The sequence below is a fragment of the Streptomyces sp. Edi2 genome, assembly GCF_040253635.1.
In the GTDB taxonomy this organism is placed as follows: domain Bacteria; phylum Actinomycetota; class Actinomycetes; order Streptomycetales; family Streptomycetaceae; genus Streptomyces.
In genome coordinates this window covers 599344-619630 of record NZ_JBEJGX010000003.1, presented here as the reverse complement: position 1 = coordinate 619630, position 20287 = coordinate 599344, and the positions used below count along the sequence as shown (strand labels likewise).

1 protein-coding gene is annotated in these 20287 nt (G+C 74.8%); it reads left to right on the top strand.

What is annotated here, in order from left to right; translation table 11 throughout:
- The first annotated feature begins 5 nt into the window (after nt 1-5).
- Complete coding sequence (locus ABR737_RS06165) at nt 6-20198, top strand: non-ribosomal peptide synthase/polyketide synthase (protein ID WP_350249172.1); 20193 nt, start codon at nt 6-8, stop codon at nt 20196-20198.
- Nucleotides 20199-20287 lie beyond the last annotated feature (89 nt).

Sequence of the window (20287 nt, the reverse complement as noted above, 5' to 3'; positions counted from 1 at the left end):
ACGACATGACGTCTTCGCATTCGAAGAAGGACCGTGCCGCGGCCCTGCCCCAGGAGTTGCAGGAGGCGCTGCGCCGCCGCCTGGCGGGCCAGGCCCCGCCGGCCGCCACCAAGGCCCGGCAGCAGATTCCGCGCGCGGACCGGTCGCAGCCCCTGCCGCTCGCCTTCGCCCAGCAGCAGTTGTGGTTCCTGGACCAGCTCCGGCCCGGCGACGCCCGCTACAACAGCGCGGTCGCCCTGCGGCTGACCGGCCCGCTGGACCGTGCCGCGCTGTCCCGGGCGCTGGACGCCGTACCGGAGCGCCACGAGTCCCTGCGGACCACGTTCGACGACATCGACGGCCGCCCCGTGCAGACCGTGCACCCGGCCGCCCCCGTGCCGCTGCCGCTGCACGACCTGGGGAAGGGGAACGCCCCCGCAGCCGGCTCGGGGGACCGGTCCGCACCGGGCCCCGAAGCGCTGGACGACGTGCTGCTGGCGGAGTACTCGCGCCCGTTCGACCTGCGCACCGGGCCGCTGCTGCGGGCCCTGCTGATCCGCCTGGCCGACGACGCGCACGTCCTGCTGCTCACCGCGCACCACATCGTCACCGACGGCTGGTCCATGGGCGTGCTGCTGGACGAACTGTGCACGCTGTACGACGCCCTGGCCCACGGGGAGACCCCTGCGCTCGCTCCCGTCGCGACGCAGTACCCGGACTTCGCCGTATGGCAGCGCGAACGGCTGTCCGGCGCCCTGCTGGCGGAACAGCTCTCCTACTGGACCAAACAGCTCGACGGCACCGTGCCGCCGGCGCTGCCGCTCGACCGTCCCCGCAGCGGCGAGGAGGCGGGCGACGGCGCGGTCCACGCCTTCCGCGTACCGGCAGCCGCGACGGCCCGGCTGCGGGAGGTGGCGGCGCAGCAGCACACCACCCTGTTCGCGGCCCTGGTCGCGGCCTGCCAGGCGCTGTTCGCCCGCTGGTCGGGCCAGGACGACATCGCCGTCGGCTCGCTCACCCCCGGGCGCGGACGCACCGAACTGGAGCGCGCGGTCGGCCTCTTCGTCAACACGGTCGTGCTGCGCGCCCCCGTCGACACCGCGCGCTCCTACCGCGAGCTGCTGGACACCTCCGCCACCGCCGTCCTCGACGCCTTCGCCCACGGCGACACCCCCTTCGAGCGGGTGGTGGAGGCCGCGGGAGCGGTACGGGAAGCGGGCCGCAACCCGCTCTTCGACGCCATGGTCCTGCTCCACCCCGCCCCGCCCGCGGCTCCCGGCCTGCGGGACCTCACGGCCGAGGCCGTCACCGTGCCCCGCCGCGCGGCCACCTTCGACCTGAGCATCGAGTTCGTCCCCGACGGGGACGACCTGACCGGCCTGCTGGAGTACCGCACCGACCTCTTCGACGCCGCCACCGCCGCACGGATGGCCGAGCAGCTGGTCCTGCTGCTCACGGGAGTCGCGGCCGAACCGGACCGTCCGCTGGGCGAACTCTCCCTGCTGTCGGAGCGCGAACGGCACCGGCTGACCACCGAATGGAACGACACCACGCTGCCCGTCGCCCCCACCACCTACCCCGCCGCCTTCGAGGCGCAGACGGCCCGCACCCCGCACGCGACGGCACTGGTGGCCGGGGACATCACACTGGACTACGCCACCGTCAACGCCCGCGCCAACCGGCTCGCCCACCACCTCATCGACCGGGGCGCCGGCCCCGAGCAGCTCGTCGCGCTGCGGCTGCCGCGCACCGCCGACATGATCGTGGCGATCCTCGCCGTCCTCAAGACCGGTGCCGGATACCTGCCGGTCGACCCCGAACTGCCTCAAGAACGGCTGCAGTTCCTCCTGACGGACGCCCGGCCGATGCTGGTGCTCGACGAGGCGGCACTGCGCGACGTCCCGGCACCGTCCGCTACGGGCGACCCCACCGACACCGACCCCACCGACGCCGACCGCCGTGCCCCGCTGCACCCCGGCCACACCGCCTACGTCATCTACACCTCCGGGTCCACCGGCCGCCCCAAGGGCGTGTCCGTGGAGCACCGTGCGCTGATGAACCTGCTGGCCGGACACCGCAACGGCTTCGTCGCCGAGGCCGGCGGCGGCCCCCTGCGGGTTGCCCTGACCGCCTCGTTCTCCTTCGACACCTCCCTGGAGGGCGTGCTGCTGATGGCCGACGGCCACCGGCTGCACCTGGTCGACGAGACGACCCGGCTCGATCCGGCCGCTCTGGTCGAGTACGTCGTCGAGCACCGCATCGACTTCCTCGACCTCACCCCCTCCTACCTGCGCCAGCTCCTGCCCGCCGGGCTGCTCACCGACCCCCGCCACCACCCCCGGGTGCTGATGCTGGGCGGCGAGGCCGTCGGCCCCGCGCTGTGGCGGGAGCTCGCCGGGCTGGACGATGTCGCCGCCTACAACTTCTACGGCCCCACCGAGTGCACCGTCGACGCCCTGGCCTGCCGGATCGACGGCACCGCCCGGCCGGTGGTGGGCCGGCCGCTGGCCAACGTGCGCGCGCATGTCCTCGATGACCGTCTCCAGCCGGTGCCGCCCGGCGTCGGCGGCGAGCTCTACCTCGCGGGCGACCAGCTCGCCCGCGGCTATCTGAACCGGCCCGGCCTGACCGCCGCGCGGTTCGTGGCGGACCCGTTCGGGCCGCCCGGCAGCCGCCTGTACCGCACCGGCGACCTGGCCCGCTGGACCGCCGACGGACGACTCGACTACCTGGGCCGCGCCGATGACCAGGTCAAGATCCGCGGTCACCGCATCGAGCCCGGCGAGATCGAGTCGGCGCTGCTGGCGCTGCCCGCCGTCGCCGCAGCGGCCGTCGTCGCCGTCGCCGACGAGCGCGGCCACGCCCGCCTCGCCGCCTACCTGGTGCCCGCCGCAGGGAGCGGTCCGCTGCCCGTCTCCGAGCTGCGGACGGCCCTGGGGCGCACCCTGCCGGCCCACATGATGCCCGCCGCCTTTGTCGTCCTGGACGCCCTGCCGCTCACCACCAGCGGCAAGCTGGACCGCCGCGCGCTGCCCGCCCCCGACCTCGACGCGGCCCCGCGCGAGCGGGAGTTCGTGGCCCCGCGCACCCCGGCCGAGCGGGAGCTCGCCGGGATCTGGTCCGCCGTGCTCGGCCTCGCACAGGTGGGGGTCACCGACAACTTCTTCGAGCTCGGCGGCGACTCGATCCTCAGCATCCAGGCCGTCTCCCGGGCCCGCGCCGCCGGACTGAGCCTGACCTCCCGGGACGTCTTCCTGCACCAGACCATCGCCGAGCTGGCCGCCGCCGTGGTCCAGCGCACCGCCCCGGCACCCGCGGCGCGGCAGCCGGACGACGCCGGACCGGCCCCGCTCACCCCCATCCAGGAGTGGTTCTTCGCCACCCACGGACCGCTGCGGCACTTTTGCATGTCAATGCTGCTCGATCTGCCGTACGACCTCGACCCGGACGCCCTGGAGCGGGCTCTGTACCTCGTGGCCGCCCACCACCCGGCGCTGCGCACCCGGTTCGTCCGCACCGGTGACACCTGGCGCCAGCACCCCGTCGACGCCGTGGCGCCCGGCCTCCTGACCACCCACGACCTGTCGCGGGCCACCGGCGCCGCCCGCGAGGCCGCGCGCACCGCAGCGGCCGACGCCGCCCGCGCGGACCTCGACCCCGCCACCGGCACCCTGCTGCGCGCCGTCCTGCTCCGCGCGGAGCAGGGCAGCCGGCCGCAACTGTTCCTGACGGCCCACCACCTCGCCGTCGACAGCGTTTCCTGGCGCATCCTGCTCGCCGACCTGGAGAGCGCCTACCGCCGGACAGCCGCCGGCGAGGCGGCCCAACTGGAGCCCGCCACCACACCGTTCACCACCTGGGCGGGGCAGCTGGCCCGGCACGTACAAGACGGCGGACTCGACGGCGACCTGGCGTACTGGACGGCCGAGGCCGCGGTGGCGCGTACCCCGCTGCCGGTGGACCGCCCCGGCACCGCACGCGCCGGCTCGGTCCGCACCGTCCGCGCCCGCCTCGACCGCGACACCACCGAGGCGCTGCTGCGCCGGGTGCCCGGCGTCTACCGCACCCAGGTCAACGACGTCCTGCTGAGCGCGCTGGGCCGGGTGCTCGCCGACTGGGCGGGTGCGGAGCGGGTGACGGTGGCCCTGGAGGGGCACGGCCGGGAGGACATCGACGCGCACGACGACCAGGACGCGCCCGGCCTCGGTGGAGCCGACCTCTCCCGTACCGTCGGCTGGTTCACCACCCAGTACCCGGTCACCCTCACCCTGGACGGCCCGTCGCGGGAGCCGGACTGGGGCGCGACCCTCAAGGCCGTGAAGGAACAGCTGCGGGCCGTCCCCCGCCGCGGCCTCGGCTACGAGGCGCCGGCCCGTCTGGGCTCACCGGACCCGGCCGCCCGCGCCTTGCGTGAACTGCCCCTGCCACAGGTCTGCTTCAACTACCACGGCCAGTGGGAGAGCGCGCCAGGACAGGACTTCGCGCCCGCCGGCGAAGTCCCCGGCCGCGACCTGGCCGCCGACGAAGCACTCGACCACCTGCTGGACGTCTCGGCCGTCGTGGCCGACGGCGTGCTGGAGCTGACCTGGCACTACAGCGACCAGGTGCACGACGAGAGCACGGTACGGGAGCTGGCGGACGGCACGGCCAGGGCGCTGGCCGCGATCGCCGCCCACTGCGCACGGCCGGAAGCGGGCGGCCGCACCCCCTCCGACTTCCCCCTCGCCCGGCTGGACCAGGCCGGGGTGGACCGCCTGGCCGGGGACGGGCGCGCGGTCGAGGACATCCTCCCGCTCACCCCGCTCCAGGAAGGCATGCTCTTCCACCGCCTGATGGGCGGGGCCGACGACGTCTACCTCGACCAGGCAAGCCTGCTGCTGGACGGCGTCGCGGACCCGCGCGCCTTCGCCCGGGCCTGGCAGCGGGTCGTCGACCGGACGCCGGTGCTGCGCACCTCGGTCGTCTGGGAGGACGTGCCCGTCCCGCTCCAGATCGTGCACCGGCGGGTGACCGTGCCCACCGTCCACGTCGACCGGCGCGAGCTCGCCGACGACCGGCAGGCGGACGAACTCGCCCGGATCCAGGCCGAGGACCTGGCCCAGGGCCTGGACCTCGGCACACCGCCCCTGATGCGGCTCACCCTGATCCAGCTGCCCGGCGGCAGGCTGCGGCTGCTGTGGACCTCGCACCACCTGATCCTGGACGGCTGGAGCCTGGCGCAGGTCCTGACCGAGGTGTGCGAGGAGTACGCCGCCCTCGTCGCGGACCGCGCGCCGACGCCACCCGTGCGCCGCCCGTTCGGCGACTATGTCCGCTGGCTGTCCGGCCGGGACGGCCGCGAGGCCGAGGAGCACTGGCGCACAGTCCTCGCGGGCTTCGCCACCCCGACACCGCTGCCCTGCGACCGGCCGTCCCGCGAGGCGCACCGGGCCCGCTCCGCCGCGGTGCACACGGCGAGCCTGCCCGTCGAGCTCTCCCGCGCGCTGCTGCACACCGCCCGGCGCAGCGGACTCACCCTCAACACGGTCGTCCAGGGCGCCTGGGCGCTGCTGCTGGCGCGCTACAGCGGAGAGCAGGACGTGGTGTTCGGCACCACCGTCTCCGGCCGCCCGGACGCACTCCACGGCGTCGAGTCCATGGTGGGGATGTTCATCAACACCCTGCCCACCCGGGTGTGGGTCGACGAACGCCGCACCACGGCCGACTGGCTGCGGGACCTCCAGGACGCCCAGTCCGAATCCCGGCGCTTCGAGGCCGTCTCGCTGGCCCAGCTGACCTCGCTCAGCGACGTCCCGGCGGGCACCGCGCTGTTCGACAGCATGGTCGCCTTCGAGAACTACCCGTTCGACGACGCGCGGACGTCCGGCGCCGGCGTCCGCATCCTCGACGTCGCCTCGCGGGACGCGACCAACTTCCCGCTGGTCCTGCGCGCCCACCACAGCGACCGCCTCGGCTTCGACCTCGCCCACGACCCGGACCTCTTCGACTCCGCCACCGTCCGTGCGCTCGCCGACCGGCTGTGCCTGCTGCTCACGGAGATCGCCGCCGGTCCGGACCGGCCGCTGCGCGAGCTGGCGTGGACCACCGCCGGGGAACGCCGGCGGATGCTGGTGGACTGGAACGGCACGGAGCAGGGGCGGCCCGGGCAGACCCTGACCGACCTGTTCGAGGACCGGGCGGCCCGCACACCCGACGCCCCCGCCGTGACCTGCGCGGGCACCACCCTGTCCTACGCCGAACTCGACGCGCGGGCAGGCCAACTGGCCCACCGGCTGGCCGAGACGGGAGCGGGCCCCGAGCGCTTCGTGGCCCTCGCGCTGCCCCGCTCCCCGGAAATGATCGTGGCGATCGTCGCGGTGCTCAAGACCGGCGCCGCCTACCTGCCCGTCGACCCGGAGCTGCCCCAGGGCCGCATCGCCCACCTGCTCTCCGACGCCGCCCCGGCCCTGCTGGTGACCACCGCTGCCGTCGCCGGACGGCTCGGGGACGCCGCCTGCCCCCGGCTGCTCCTGGACGACCCCGAGGTCCGCGCCGACCTCGAACGGCGCCCCGCCACCGGCCCGGCAACCGCCCGCCGCCCGCTGCCGGAGCACCCCGCCTACGTCATCTACACCTCGGGCTCCACCGGCCTGCCCAAGGGCGTGGTCGTCCCGCACGCCAACGTGGTGCGGCTGTTCTCCCGCACCCAGGAATGGTTCGCCTTCGACGAGCACGACGTATGGACGCTGTTCCACTCCTACGCCTTCGACTTCTCCGTCTGGGAGATCTGGGGCGCGCTGCTGCACGGCGGCCGGCTCGTCGTCGTCCCGCACGAGGTGACCCGTTCCCCCGAGGAGTTCCTGCGCCTGCTGGTGGACGAGCGGGTCACGGTGCTCAACCAGACGCCCTCGGCGTTCTACCCCCTGATGCGTGCCGACGCCGAACACCCCGAACTCGGGGCGCGGCTGGCCCTGCGGCGGGTGGTCTTCGGCGGGGAGGCGCTGGACCCGGTACGGCTCACCGACTGGTACGAACGGCACCCGGACACCGCGCCCGTCCTGGTCAACATGTACGGGATCACCGAGACCACCGTGCACGTCTCCTACGCGCCCCTGGACCGCGCCACGGTGACCGCGGCCACCGGCAGCACCATCGGCCGCGGCCTCCCCGACCTGCGGGTCCGGGTGCTCGACGGCCGCCTCGCCCCGGTGCCGCCCGGCGCCGTAGGGGAGATGTACGTGGCCGGCGAGGGCCTGGCCCGCGGCTATCTGAACCGGCCCGGCCTGACCGCGGCGCGGTTCGTGGCGGACCCGTTCGGGCCGCCCGGAACCCGGATGTACCGGACCGGCGACCGGGCCCGCTGGCGAGCCGACGGCACCCTGGAGTACTTGGGCCGGGCCGACCAGCAGGTCAAGATCCGCGGCTTCCGGATCGAACCCGGCGAGATCGAGGCCGCCCTGACCGCCCACCCGGACGTCGCCGAGGCCGTGGTCGGGGTGCGCGAGGACACCCCCGGGGTGCGGCGGCTGGTGGCCCATGTCGTGGGCACCGGCCAGGACGCCCCGCCCTCCGCCGCCGCACTGCGCGCCCACCTGGCAAAGACCCTGCCCGCGCACATGGTGCCCGCCGCCTATGTCCCCCTGGACGCACTGCCGCTGACCGTCAACGGCAAGCTCGACCACCGCGCCCTGCCCGCCCCCGGCCCGGACGGCTTCGCCGCGGGAGAGGAGCGCACCGTACCGCGCACCGAGGCGGAACGCCTGGTCGCCCGGGTGTGGGCGGAAGTCCTGGACACCGGGGACATGGGCGTGGAGGACAGCTTCTTCGCCCTGGGCGGCGACTCCATCCTCGCCATCCGCGTCACCTCCCGGCTCCGCGCCGCCCTCGGCGCCGAGGTCTCGCCCCGGCTGCTGTTCACCCACCCCACCGTCGCCGCCCTGGCCGCCGCCCTGCCCGATCCGGCCGCGGCCGGCCGGGCACCGGACGACCCGATCCCCGCGGCCGACCGCACCGCCGCGCTGCCCCTGTCGTTCCCCCAGCAACGCCTGTGGTTCCTGGACACCTTCGAGCCGGACAGCACCGCCTACGTCACCTTCTTCGTGCTGCGCCTGCGCGGCCCCCTCGACGAAGCCGCCCTGCGCACCGCCCTGGACGCCCTGGTGGCCCGGCACGAACCGCTGCGCACCACCTTCGCCGAACACGACGGCCACGCCCGCCAGCAGGTCCACGCCCCCCGGGCGGTCGACCTGCCGCTGGACGACCTGTCGGCCACCCCGGCCCACGACCGTGACGGCGCACTCGACGCGCTGCTGGCACGTGAGGGAGCCACCCCGTTCGACCTGGGCAACGGGCCGCTGCTGCGGACCCGGCTGATCCGGCTCACCGACGGCGAGCACGTCCTGACCCTGGCCATGCACCACATCGTCACCGACGGCTGGTCCACCGCCGTGCTCGGCCGGGACCTGGGCGAGCTCTACGCGGCGGCCCTCCAGGACCGCCGCCCCGACCTGCCCGCACTGCCGCTCCAGTACGCCGACTACGCGGCCTGGCAACGGGCCCGCGCCGCCGACGCCGACGACACCCAACTCGCCTACTGGCAGGAGAAGCTGTCCGACGTGGCGCCGCTGGAGCTGCCCACCGACCGGCCGCGTCCCGCCGTCCGCACCGAGAACGGCGCCCTGCTGCAGTTCACCCTGCCCGCCGCGCTGACCGACCGGCTGCGCGAGACCGGCCGCCGCGCCGACGCCACCCTCTACATGACCCTGCTCGCCGCCTGCAAGGTGCTGCTCGCCCGCTGGGCCGGCCAGGAGGACATCGCGGTCGGCACCGTGGCCTCCGGACGCGAACGCCCCGAACTGGAGCACCTGGTCGGGATGTTCGTGAACACCCTGGTGCTGCGCAGCCGGGTGCCCGACGACCTGCCGTTCACCGCGCTGCTGTCCGAGGTGCGCGCCACCGTGCTGGACGCGTTCGCCCACCAGGACGTGCCCTTCGAGCAGCTTGTCGATGTGCTCCAGCCGGAACGCGACACCAGCCGCACCCCCCTCTTCCAGGTCATGGTGGCCCTGCACAACCTCGGCGGCGAGGCACCGCACCTGCCGGGCCTCGACGTCGAGACCGTTCAGCCGCCCGGCCGGCACGCCGCCTTCGACCTCGGCTTCGACTTCGTGGAGCGCGACGGCGGCCTCACCGGCTACGTCGAGTACAACACCGACCTGTTCGACGCGGACACCGTCGAGCGGGCGACCGCCCGGCTGCGCCTGCTGCTGGAAGCGGTCGCGGACGACCCCGGCCGCACGGTCGGCGACCTGCCGTTGCTGTCCCCCGCGGAGCGGCGGCAGGTGCTGGCGGAGTGGCAGGGCGAGACCCTGCCCGTCCCGGACCGGACGTTCGTCGACCTCTTCGAGGCACAGGCGGCCCGCACCCCGCACGCCACGGCCCTGGTGGCACGGGACGCCACCCTGGACTTCACCGCCCTGAACGACCGCGCCAACCGGCTGGCCCACCACCTCATCTCGCTCGGCGTCGGCCCGGAGCGGGTGGTCGCCGTGCAACTGCCGCGCACCTCCGACATGCTGGTGGCCCTCCTCGCCGTCCTCAAGGCGGGCGGCACCCAGCTGTCCCTGGACCCCGAACTGCCCGCCGAACGCCGCGCGTTCCTGCTCTCGGACGCCGCACCGCAGACCGTGCTGACCGCCGACACGCTGCGCGACGCCCCCCTGGACCGGCAGCCCGGCCACAACCCCACCGACGCCGACCGGACAGCGCCCCTGTACGGCTCCCACACCGCCTACCTCAACTACACCTCCGGCTCCACCGGCCGGCCCAAGGGCGTCGCCGTCGAACACCGCCAGCTGGTCAACCTCTGCCACGACCACCTGGCCGGGCTCGTCACCCCGCACACCACCGACGGACGCCCCCTGCGCTTCGCGCTGAGCGCCGCCTTCTCCTTCGACACCTCATGGGAAGGCCCGCTGCTGCTGGCACTGGGCCAGGAGGTCCACCTCGTCGACGAGGACGTACGCCTGGACCCGGCCGCCTTCGTCCGCCAGGTCGCCGAAAGCCGCCTGGACTGCGTCAATGTGACACCGTCCTTCCTGCACGAGCTGCTGGCCGCCGGGCTGCTCACCGGCGCCCACCACCGCCCCCGGATCGTCATGGCCGGCGGCGAGGCCATCGGCACCCCGCTGTGGCGCGAGCTGCGGGAGACCGCGGGCGTCACCGCGTACAACGTCTACGGCCCCACCGAGTGCACCGTCGACGCCGTGTACGGCCCCTTCGCCGGCCGCGTCGGCGAGGCCGGTCACGCAGGCCGCGCCGAGCGTCCCCTGATCGGCCGCCCGGGCCGTAACCTGCGCGCCTATGTGCTCGACGGCGCCCTGCGGCCGGTGCCGGTCGGGGTGCCGGGGGAGCTGTACCTCGCCGGTGCCCAGGTCACCCGCGGCTATCTGGGACGTCCCGGGCTCACCGCAGGGCGCTTCCTCGCCGACCCGTTCGGCCCGCCCGGCACCCGGATGTACCGCACCGGCGACCGCGCGCGCTGGGACCGGCGGGGGCTGCTGGAGTACCTTGGCCGCACCGACGACCAGGTCAAGGTCCGGGGCTTCCGGATCGAACCCGGCGAGATCGAGGCCGCCCTGCTCGGTGACCCCGCGGTGGCCGACGCCGTGGTGGTGGCCGCCGAACACGCGGGCCGGGCACGGCTGGTGGCCTATGTGGTGCCTGCCGGGGACCGGACGCCCCCGGCCGAGGAGCTGCGGGTCCGGCTGCGCCGCACCCTGCCGGACTACATGGTCCCCGCGGTGTTCGTCCCCCTGGACCGGATCCCCCGGACCAGCAGCGGCAAGACAGACCGGCGCGCCCTGCCCGAGCCCCCCGCCCAGCCGGACACCGCCACGCCGTACACGGCCCCGCGCACCGGCACTGAGACCTGCCTCGCCGGCATCTGGGCTCAGGTGCTGGGCGTCCCCCGGGTCGGCGTCGAGGACAACTTCTTCGCCCTGGGCGGCGACTCGATCCTCAGCATCCAGATCGTCTCCCGGGCCCGGCGGGCCGGACTCAAACTCACCTCCAAGGACGTCTTCCGCCACCAGACCATCGCCGAACTCGCCCTGCGCACCGCCCCCGTGAACCCGCCGCCCGCCGACGCCACCGGGGCGCCGGCCGGCCCCGCGCCGCTCACCCCCATCCAGCACTGGTACCTCGACGGCCGGCGGCCCGGCGACGCGCTGCGCTTCACCATGACCAACCGGCTGGAGCTGGCACCGCACAGCGACGAGGCGGCGCTGCGGCACGCGGCCGCCGCCCTGGTGGCCCACCACGAGGCGCTGCGCACCCGCTTCCGCCACACCGACGGCACCTGGCACCAGGAGGTGCTGCCGGCCGCCCCCGGCGACGTCTTCTTCCGCCACGACCTGACCGGTCTCGACGCTCCCGGACAAGAGGAGGCCGTCCAGCGCACGACCGCCGCCGCACAGTCCTCCCTCGACATCACCGAGGGCCGGGTCGTACGGGTCCTGTACTTCGACTGCGGACCCGACCGCCCCGCCCAACTCGTCCTCACCGTCCACCACGTGGCGGTCGACGGGGTCTCCTGGCGCATCCTGCTCGCCGACCTGGAGGCCGCCTACCGCGACGCCGCCGCCGGACGGCAGCCCGCCCTCGCCCCGGCGAGCAGCGGCTACGGACACTGGGCCGCCCGCCTGGAGCGGCACGCCCGCTCCGGCGCCCTCGACGGCGACCTGCCGTACTGGACCCGGGCCTGCCACACCCCGGCCGACCTCCCCGTCGACCGGCCGGGCCCCAACACCCACGGCACCGCCGCCACCCTCACCGTCAGCCTGGGCCGGGCCGAGACCGACGCCCTGCTGCGCCAGGTCCCCGGCGTCTACCGCACCCAGGTCAACGACGTCCTGCTCAGCGCCCTCGGCCGCACCCTGACCCGCTGGAGCGGCCAGGACACCGTGCTGATCGGCGTGGAGGGCCACGGCCGCGAGGACCTGTTCGACGAACTGGACCTCTCCCGCACCGTCGGCTGGTTCACCGCCGAGTTCCCGCTCGCCCTGTCCGTCGCCCCGGACGCCGACTGGCGCGACACCGTCCGCTCCGTCAAGGAGCAGTTGCGCGCCGTGCCGCTGCGGGGCCTGAGCTACGGCGCGCTGCGCCACCTCCTGCCGCAGAGCCCGCTGCCCGGCGCACCGCGGCCGCGCATCGGCTTCAACTACCACGGCCAGTGGGACATCGCCTCCGCCGACCGCCCCGACGACGACGGGCTGTACCGCGCCGCCCTGCCGCCGGCCGGCCAGGACACCGACCCCGACGAGACCCGCACCTACCTGCTCGACGTGACCGGCGTGGTCCAGGACGGCCGGCTCGAACTCGGCTGGACCTACCCGCCCGCGGTGTACGACGAGTCCACCGTGCGCCGCCTCGCCGAGGACACCGTCGCGGCCCTGACCGAGATCGTCGCGCACTGCGCCCGGCCGGACACCGGCGGCCGCACCCCGTCCGACTTCCCGCTCGCCCGGCTCGACCAGCACCAGGTGGACCTGATCGCGGGCGACGGACGGGACGTGGCGGACATCCATCCGCTGACCCCGCTGCAGTCCGGCATGCTCTTCCACGGGCTGGTCGACTCGGCGGGCGCCTACTTCGACCAGATGGCCGTCCGGATCGCCGGGGTCGCCGACCCGCAGGCGTTCGCCGCCGCCTGGCAGCAAGTCGCCGACCACACTCCGGCGCTGCGCAGCAGCGTCCGCTGGCAAGGCCTGCCCGGGCCGGTGCAGGTCGTGCACCACCGCGCCGTCCTGCCCGTCACCCACCACGACTGGCGGACCCTGACCCCCGCCGAGCGCGACCGTGCGCTCGACCGGCTGCTCGCCGAGGACCGGGCGGCCGGGATGGACGTCACCACCGCGCCGCTGAGCCGCATCGCGGTGGCCGCACTGCCCGGCGACGAGATCCAGTTGGTGTGGTCCTCGCACCACCTGATGCTCGACGGCTGGAGCACCGGAGCGCTCTTCGCCGACGTGTGTGCGCAGTACGCGGCGACGGTCGGGGGACACACCGTCCGCCCGCCGGCCCGCCGCCCGTTCCGCGACTTCCTGCAGTGGCTGGCACAGCAGGACGAGGAGGAGGCCGAGCGGCACTGGACCGGCACCCTCACCGGGTTCACCGCCCGCACCCCGCTGCCCTACGACCGGCCGCCCGTCGAGGCGCACCGCGCCCGGTCGGACGCGCTGGTGCACATGGAACTCACCCCCGAGATCTCCGACCGGTTGCGCGAGACGGCCGGTCGGAACGGCCTGACCGTCAACACGGTGGTGCAGGGCGCCTGGGCGCTGCTGCTGGCGCGCTACAGCGGCCGCCAGGACGTGGTGTTCGGCACCACGGTCTCGGGCCGCCCGGCCGAACTGCCGGGCGTCGAGTCCATGGTCGGCATGTTCATCAACACCGTGCCGACCCGCGCCGGGACCGACGGCGACCAGCGGGTCCTGCCCTGGCTGCGCGACCTCCAGGACCGGCAGAGCGAAGCGCGGCGCTTCGACTTCGTCTCCCTCGCCCGCATCCAGGCCCTCAGCGAACTCCCGCCGGGCGAGGCGCTGTTCGACAGCATGATGGTCTTCGAGAACTACCCCTTCGACGAGACGGCCGCCGCCGGAGCGGGCATCCGCATCCAGGACGTACGCGCCGAGGACGCCACCAACTTCCCGCTGTGCCTGCGTGCCTACCTCGCCGACCGCCTAGGTTTCGACCTCGCCTACGACGGGGCGCTGTTCGACCGTACGACGGTGGAGCGGGCCGCGGCCCACCTGGAGACCCTGCTGACCGCGCTCGCCGACGGCACGGACCGACGCCTGGACGACCTCGGCCTGCTCACCGCCGCCGACCGCACGCTGCTGCACCGGTGGAACACCACCGCACGCCCTGCCGCGGGCAACTCGCCGGTGGACTTGTTCGCCGAGCAGGCGCGCCGCACCCCGGACGAGGTCGCGCTCGCGGAGGTGGACGGCGCGGAGGTGACGTATCGTCAGCTCGGCGACTGGTCGGACCGGGTGGCCGCCCGGCTCCTGGCGGACGGCCTGGCCCCCGAGGGCCGGGTGGCGCTGCTCATGGACCGCTCGGCCGCCCTCGTGGTGGCTCAGCTGGCAGTGCTCAAGGCGGGCGGCGCCTATGTGCCGGTCGACGGCCGCGCCCCCGAGGAGCGCCGGCGGATGCTGCTCGACCAGGCGGGAGCGACACTACGGCTGACCGCCGAGGACGTGGCCGCCGCACGCACCGCCGGACCGGCCGCGCCCGCCGTGCCGCCCGCGCCCGCCGACCCGGACCGGCTGGCCTACGTGATGTTCACCTCCGGGTCGACCGGCACCCCCAAGGCCGTCGGGGTGCGTCACCGCGACGTGGCGGCGCTCGCCACCGACAGCCGCTTCACCGGCCCCGGCTGCGCACGGGTCCTGCTGCACTCGCCGGTGGCCTTCGACGCCGCCACCTTCGAGGTCTGGGCGCCGCTGCTGAACGGCGGACGCGTCGTGGTGGCCCCGCAGGGCGCCGTGGACGCGGCCCTGCTGCGGCGGCTGGCCGCCGGGGGAGAGGTGACGGCCCTGTGGCTGACGGCAGGGCTCTTCCGGCTGCTGGCCCAGGACGCGCCCGACTGCTTCGACGGGCTGCGCCAGGTGTGGACCGGCGGCGACGTGGTCCCCGCCGCCGCCGCGCGCCGGGTACTGGCCGCCTGCCCGGGACTGACCGTGGTGGACGGCTACGGACCGACCGAGACCACGACCTTCGCGACCTCCTTCGCCATGACCGGTGCCGCGGCGGTCCCCGGCACCGTCCCCATCGGCCACCCGCTGGACGACATGCGCGTCCATGTCCTCGACGCACGGATGCGGCCCGTACCACCGGGCACCGCGGGTGAACTCTTCCTGGCGGGCGAGGGCGTGGCCCGCGGCTACCTCGGCCGTCCCGGTGCGACCGCGGACCGGTTCGTCGCGGACCCCTTCGGCCCGCCCGGCGGCCGGATGTACCGCACCGGGGACCTGGCCCGCCGGCGGCTCGACGGCACGGTGGAATTCCTCGGCCGCGCCGACGACCAGGTCAAGATCCGGGGCTTCCGTGTCGAACCCGGCGAGGTGGAGGGCGCCCTGGCGGCCCATCCCGGCGTCGCCGACGTGGCGGTGGTGGCCCGGGAGGAACGGCCGGGAACCAAGCGGCTGGTCGCCTACGTGGTGGGCCACGACGGCCACGACGGCCACGACGGCCGCGACGGCCTCGACACCGAGGCGCTGCGCGCCCACGCCCGGCAGACGCTGCCCGACTACCTGGTTCCCACGGCATTCGTGCCGCTGGCGGCCCTGCCGCTCAGCGCCAACGGCAAGGTGGACCGCGCGGCCCTGCCCGCACCCGCCGCCGGCCCGGACCGCCCGGAGCCGGTCGCCCCGCGCACCGAAGCCGAACGCCGCACGGCCGAGGTCTGGGCCGACGTGCTCGGCGTCGCGGACGTCGGTGTCGAGGACGACTTCTTCGCGCTCGGCGGCGACTCGATCCTGAGCATCCGGCTGGCCTCCCGGCTGGCGGAGGCGTTCCGGACCGAAGTGACCCCGCGCGCGGTGTTCACCCACCCGACCCCGGCCGCGCTCGCCGCGCTGCTGGCCCAAGGCGAGAGCGCCCCCACGGGCCACGGCGCCATCCTCCCGGCACCCCGGGACACCGCGCCGCCGCTGTCCTTCGCCCAGCAACGCCTGTGGTTCCTCGATGCGTTCGCGCCCGGCAGCACCGAGTACATCACCCCGCTGGCGCTGCGCCTGAGCGGCCGGCTCGACACCCCCGCACTCGGCTCCGCCCTGACCGCGCTGGTGGCCCGGCACGAGTCGCTGCGCACCACCTTCGAATCCGAGGACGGCCAGGGCATCCAGGTCATCCACCCGCCCCAGGACGTGCCGCTGCCGCTGCACGACCTGTCGGCGCTGCCCGCAGGCGATCGCACGGCGGAGCTCGAAAGGCTGCTGGCCGAGGACCGCACCCGCCCCTTCGACCTGCGCCAGGGCCCCCTGCTGCGGGCCCAGCTGATCCGGCTGGCGGACGACCACCACGTCCTGACGCTGACCCTGCACCACATCATCACCGACGGCTGGTCCACCGCGGTCCTCACCGGCGACCTGGCCCACCTCTACCGGGCCGCACTCGGCGCCACCACGGCCGAACTGCCGCCGCTGCCCGTGCAGTACGCCGATGTCGCGCACTGGCAGCGCACCGCGCACGGCACGGCCGCCGAGGAGCAACTGCGCTACTGGCAGGAACGCCTCGCCGGCGCCGAACCCCTGGACCTGCCCACCGACCGGCCCCGCCCGGCCGTGCAGACCAGGAACGGCGCGACGGCCCCGCTCGTCCTCCCGCCCGAAACGGCCCGCAAACTGGCGGAGTTCGGCCGGGCCCGGCAGACCACCCTGTTCACCACGCTGATCGCCGCCGCGCAGACCCTCTTCGCGCGGCTGTCAGGGCAGCACGACATCGCCGTCGGAACCGTCACCTCGGGCCGCGACCGCGCCGAGACCCAGCGCCTGATCGGCTTCTTCGTCAACACGCTGGTCCTGCGCTCGACCGTCGATCCCGACGAGGCCTACCCCGCCTTCCTGGCGCAGGTGCGGGAGACCGTACTCGACGCCTTCGCGCACCAGGACGTGCCGTTCGAGCAGGTGGTGGACCAGGTCCAGCCCGTACGCGACACCAGCCGTACCCCGCTCTTCCAGGCCATGGTCGTGCTCCAGAACGCGCCCGGCGCGGCACTGGACCTGCCGGGTCTCCAGGTGAGCGACATCGAGCCGGACACCCACCACGCCGGCTTCGACCTCACCCTGGAGTTCGCCGAAACCGACTCCGGCGCCCTGCACGGGCTGCTCACCTACAACACCGACCTGTTCGACGCCGCCACCGCCGAGCGGATGGCCGACCAGCTCACCACGCTGCTGACCGGCATCGCCGAGAACCCGCACCGCCCCCTCGGCGCCCTGCCCCTGGCCCCGGACGACGCACTGCGCCGCCTGCTGGCCCACGGGCACGGCACCGCCCGCCCGGTGCCCCCGGCCACCCTGCCCGAGCTGTTCCAGCGGCAGGCGGCTCGCACACCCGACGCGGTGGCGCTGGCCGACGGCGCACGCGAGCTGACGTACGCGGAGCTGGAGCGCGCGGCGAACCGGCTGGCACACCATCTGATCGGCCGCGGGGTCGGTCCCGAGGACGTGGTGGCGCTGGCGCTGCCCCGCTCGGCGGAGACCGTGGTGGCCCAACTGGCCGTGGCCAAGGCCGGCGGCGCCTTCCTGCCCGTGGACCCGGCGTACCCGGCCGAGCGGCGCGCGTTCATGGTGCGCGACGCGGCGGCAGCCGTGGTCCTCGACGACCCGGCCGCCGTCTGGCGGAACGACGGCCCCGGCACCGCGCCCACCGACGCGGACCGCCGCACCCCGCTGACCGAGGCGCACCCCGCCTACGTCATCTACACCTCCGGCTCGACCGGCACCCCCAAGGCCGTGGTGGTCACACACACCGGACTCGCCGCTTTCGCCGTGGCCGCCGCCGAACGGTACGAGGTCCGCCAGGGTGACCGGGTCCTCCAGTTCGCCTCACCCAGCTTCGACGCGTCCTTCCTGGAGCTGTGCCTCTCCCTGCTGGCCGGCGCCACGCTGGTCGCGGGGGAGGAGGGACCGCTGGTCGGCGACCGGCTGGCCCAGGTGCTCACCGAGCGGCGGATCACCCACGCCCTGATCCCGCCCGCCGCCCTGGTCACCGTGCCGCCCGAGTCCGCCGACAACCTGCCCGGCCTGCGCACCCTGATCGTCGGCGCCGAGGCCTGCCCCGCCGACCTGGTGGCGCGCTGGGCCCCCGGCCGCCGCATGATCAACTCCTATGGCCCGACCGAGGCGACGGTGGTGTCCGCCTGGACCGGCCCGCTGGCCCCGGAAGCGGGCACCCCGTCCATCGGCCGTCCCCTCGGCACCAGTCGGGCGTACGTCCTGGACGCCGCCCTGCGCCCCGTACCGGTCGGGGTGACCGGCGAGCTGTACGTCGCCGGGCCCGGACTCGCCCGCGGTTACCTGGCACGCCCGGGCCTGACCGCGGCCCGGTTCGTCGCCGACCCGTTCGGCGCCGCGGGCGAACGGATGTACCGCACCGGCGACCTGGCCCGCTGGGGCGCCGACGGCGACCTGCGCTACGCCGGACGCGCCGACGACCAGGTCAAGGTGCGCGGCTTCCGCATCGAGCCCGGCGAGATCGAGAGCGCCCTGCGCCGCAGCCCCCACGTACGGGACGCGGTGGTCGCCGTACGCGCCGCGGCCGGCCAACAGCCCACCGCCCCCGCACGTTTGGTCGCCTACGTCGTTCCGTCAGCTGTCCTGTCCGACGTTCCGTCCGACGTCGCGTCCCACGTCCTGTCCGAGGTCTCACCCGACGGCACCCCGGAGCCGCTGCTCGTCACGGAGCCGCTGCCCGTCACGGAGCTGCGCGAGCACCTGGCGCGCCTCCTGCCCCCGCACATGGTCCCGTCGGCCTTCGTCCCCCTGGCCCGGCTGCCGCTCACCCCGAACGGCAAGACCGACCGGCGCGCCCTGCCCGATCCCGACCCGGCCGCCGGCGCCACCGGCCCGCACATCGCGCCGCGCACCGACACCGAACGCCGGATCGCCCAGATCTGGGCCGATGTGCTCGGCCTCGACACCGTCGGCGCCGAGGACAACTTCTTCGACCTCGGCGGGGACTCGATCCTGAGCATGCAAGTGGTGTCGCGGCTGCGACGGGCCGGACTGCACCTGGCCACCAAGGACCTGTTCACCCACCAGACGGTCGCCGCCCTGGCCACCGTCGTCACCACCGGACCGGACCGGACCGACAGCGGCCCGGTGACCGGCGACCTGCCGCTCACCCCCATCCAGCAGTGGTTCTTCGCCACCCCCCGCGCCAACCACCACCACTTCAACCAGTCCGCGCTGCTCGAACTCGACGGCACTCCCGACCCGGCCGCCCTCCACGCAGCGCTGACCGCCCTGCTGGAACACCACGACGCGCTGCGTATGCGGTTCACCGAGGACGGCGGCCGCTGGCACCAGCACAACCCGCCGCCCGCGGAGCCGCACGGCCTCCTCACCCGGCACGACCTGACCGGCCTGCCGCCCGACGAGGCCGACACCGCCATGGAGAAGGCGGCCGACGACCTGCACACCGGCTTCGACATCGGCCGGGGCCCGCTGCTCCGGGCGGCGCTGTTCACCGGTGACCCGGACCGCCCCGCCTTCCTGCTCCTGGTGGCCCACCACCTGGTCGTCGACGCGGTGTCCTGGCGCATCCTGCTGGACGACCTGGAGACCGCCTACCACCAGGCCGCGGCGGGGCAGGCCATCACGCTCGACGAGCGCACCACCGCCTTCAGGGACTGGGCACGAGGTCTGGCCGCACATGTCGCCGAGGGCGGACTGGACCACGAACTCCCTTACTGGGAAGAGGCCGCGGCCCCCGCCCCGCTTCCGGTGGACCACGACGCCGACACCCCGGCCGGCGCGTCGCGCACGGTGACCGTGACGCTCGACGAGCCGGACACCACGGCGCTGCTCCGCGCGGCCCCCACCGCCTACCGCACCCGCATCAACGACGTCCTGCTGGCCGCCCTGTCCCTGGCACTCGCCCGCTGGACCGGTCAGGACCGGGTCTGCATCGACCTCGAAGGGCACGGCCGTGAGGACGTCCTGGACGGCGTCGACCTCTCCCGTACGGTCGGCTGGTTCACCACCGTCTACCCGGTCGGCCTCCAGGTTTCCGACCCCGCCGATCTCGGCCCGTCCCGGGACTGGCGGGCCCTGGTCAAATCGGTCCGCCGCCAACTGCGCGCCGTCCCCGGCAACGGACTCGGCTTCGGCGCCCTGCGCACCCACGGCCCCGCCGAGGTGCGCGAGCGGCTGGACCGCACCGGCCGCGGGCAGATCGTGTTCAACTACCTGGGCCAGTGGGACGCGCGGTCGGCCGACTCCTCCGGAGCTCTCGTCCGTGCCGAGCACGGTTCCTTCGGCCAGGACCACGACCCCCGTGACGGCGGCTCCCACCTGCTGGAGGCCGTCGGCGCGGTGCAGGAGGGCCGGCTCGCCTTCACCTGGCACTACCGCCCCGACGTACACGAGGAGACGACTGTACGGGCAGTGGCCGAGGACTTCGCCGAGGCTCTTCGCCGGATCGCCCAGCACGCCCGGGACAGCGCATGAGGGACCCACAGGCCGGCGGGCCGCCGACGCCACCCACCGCACCGCGTACGGCGAATTCCCGAAAGGCCCCCCGCACACCGGCCGTTGAC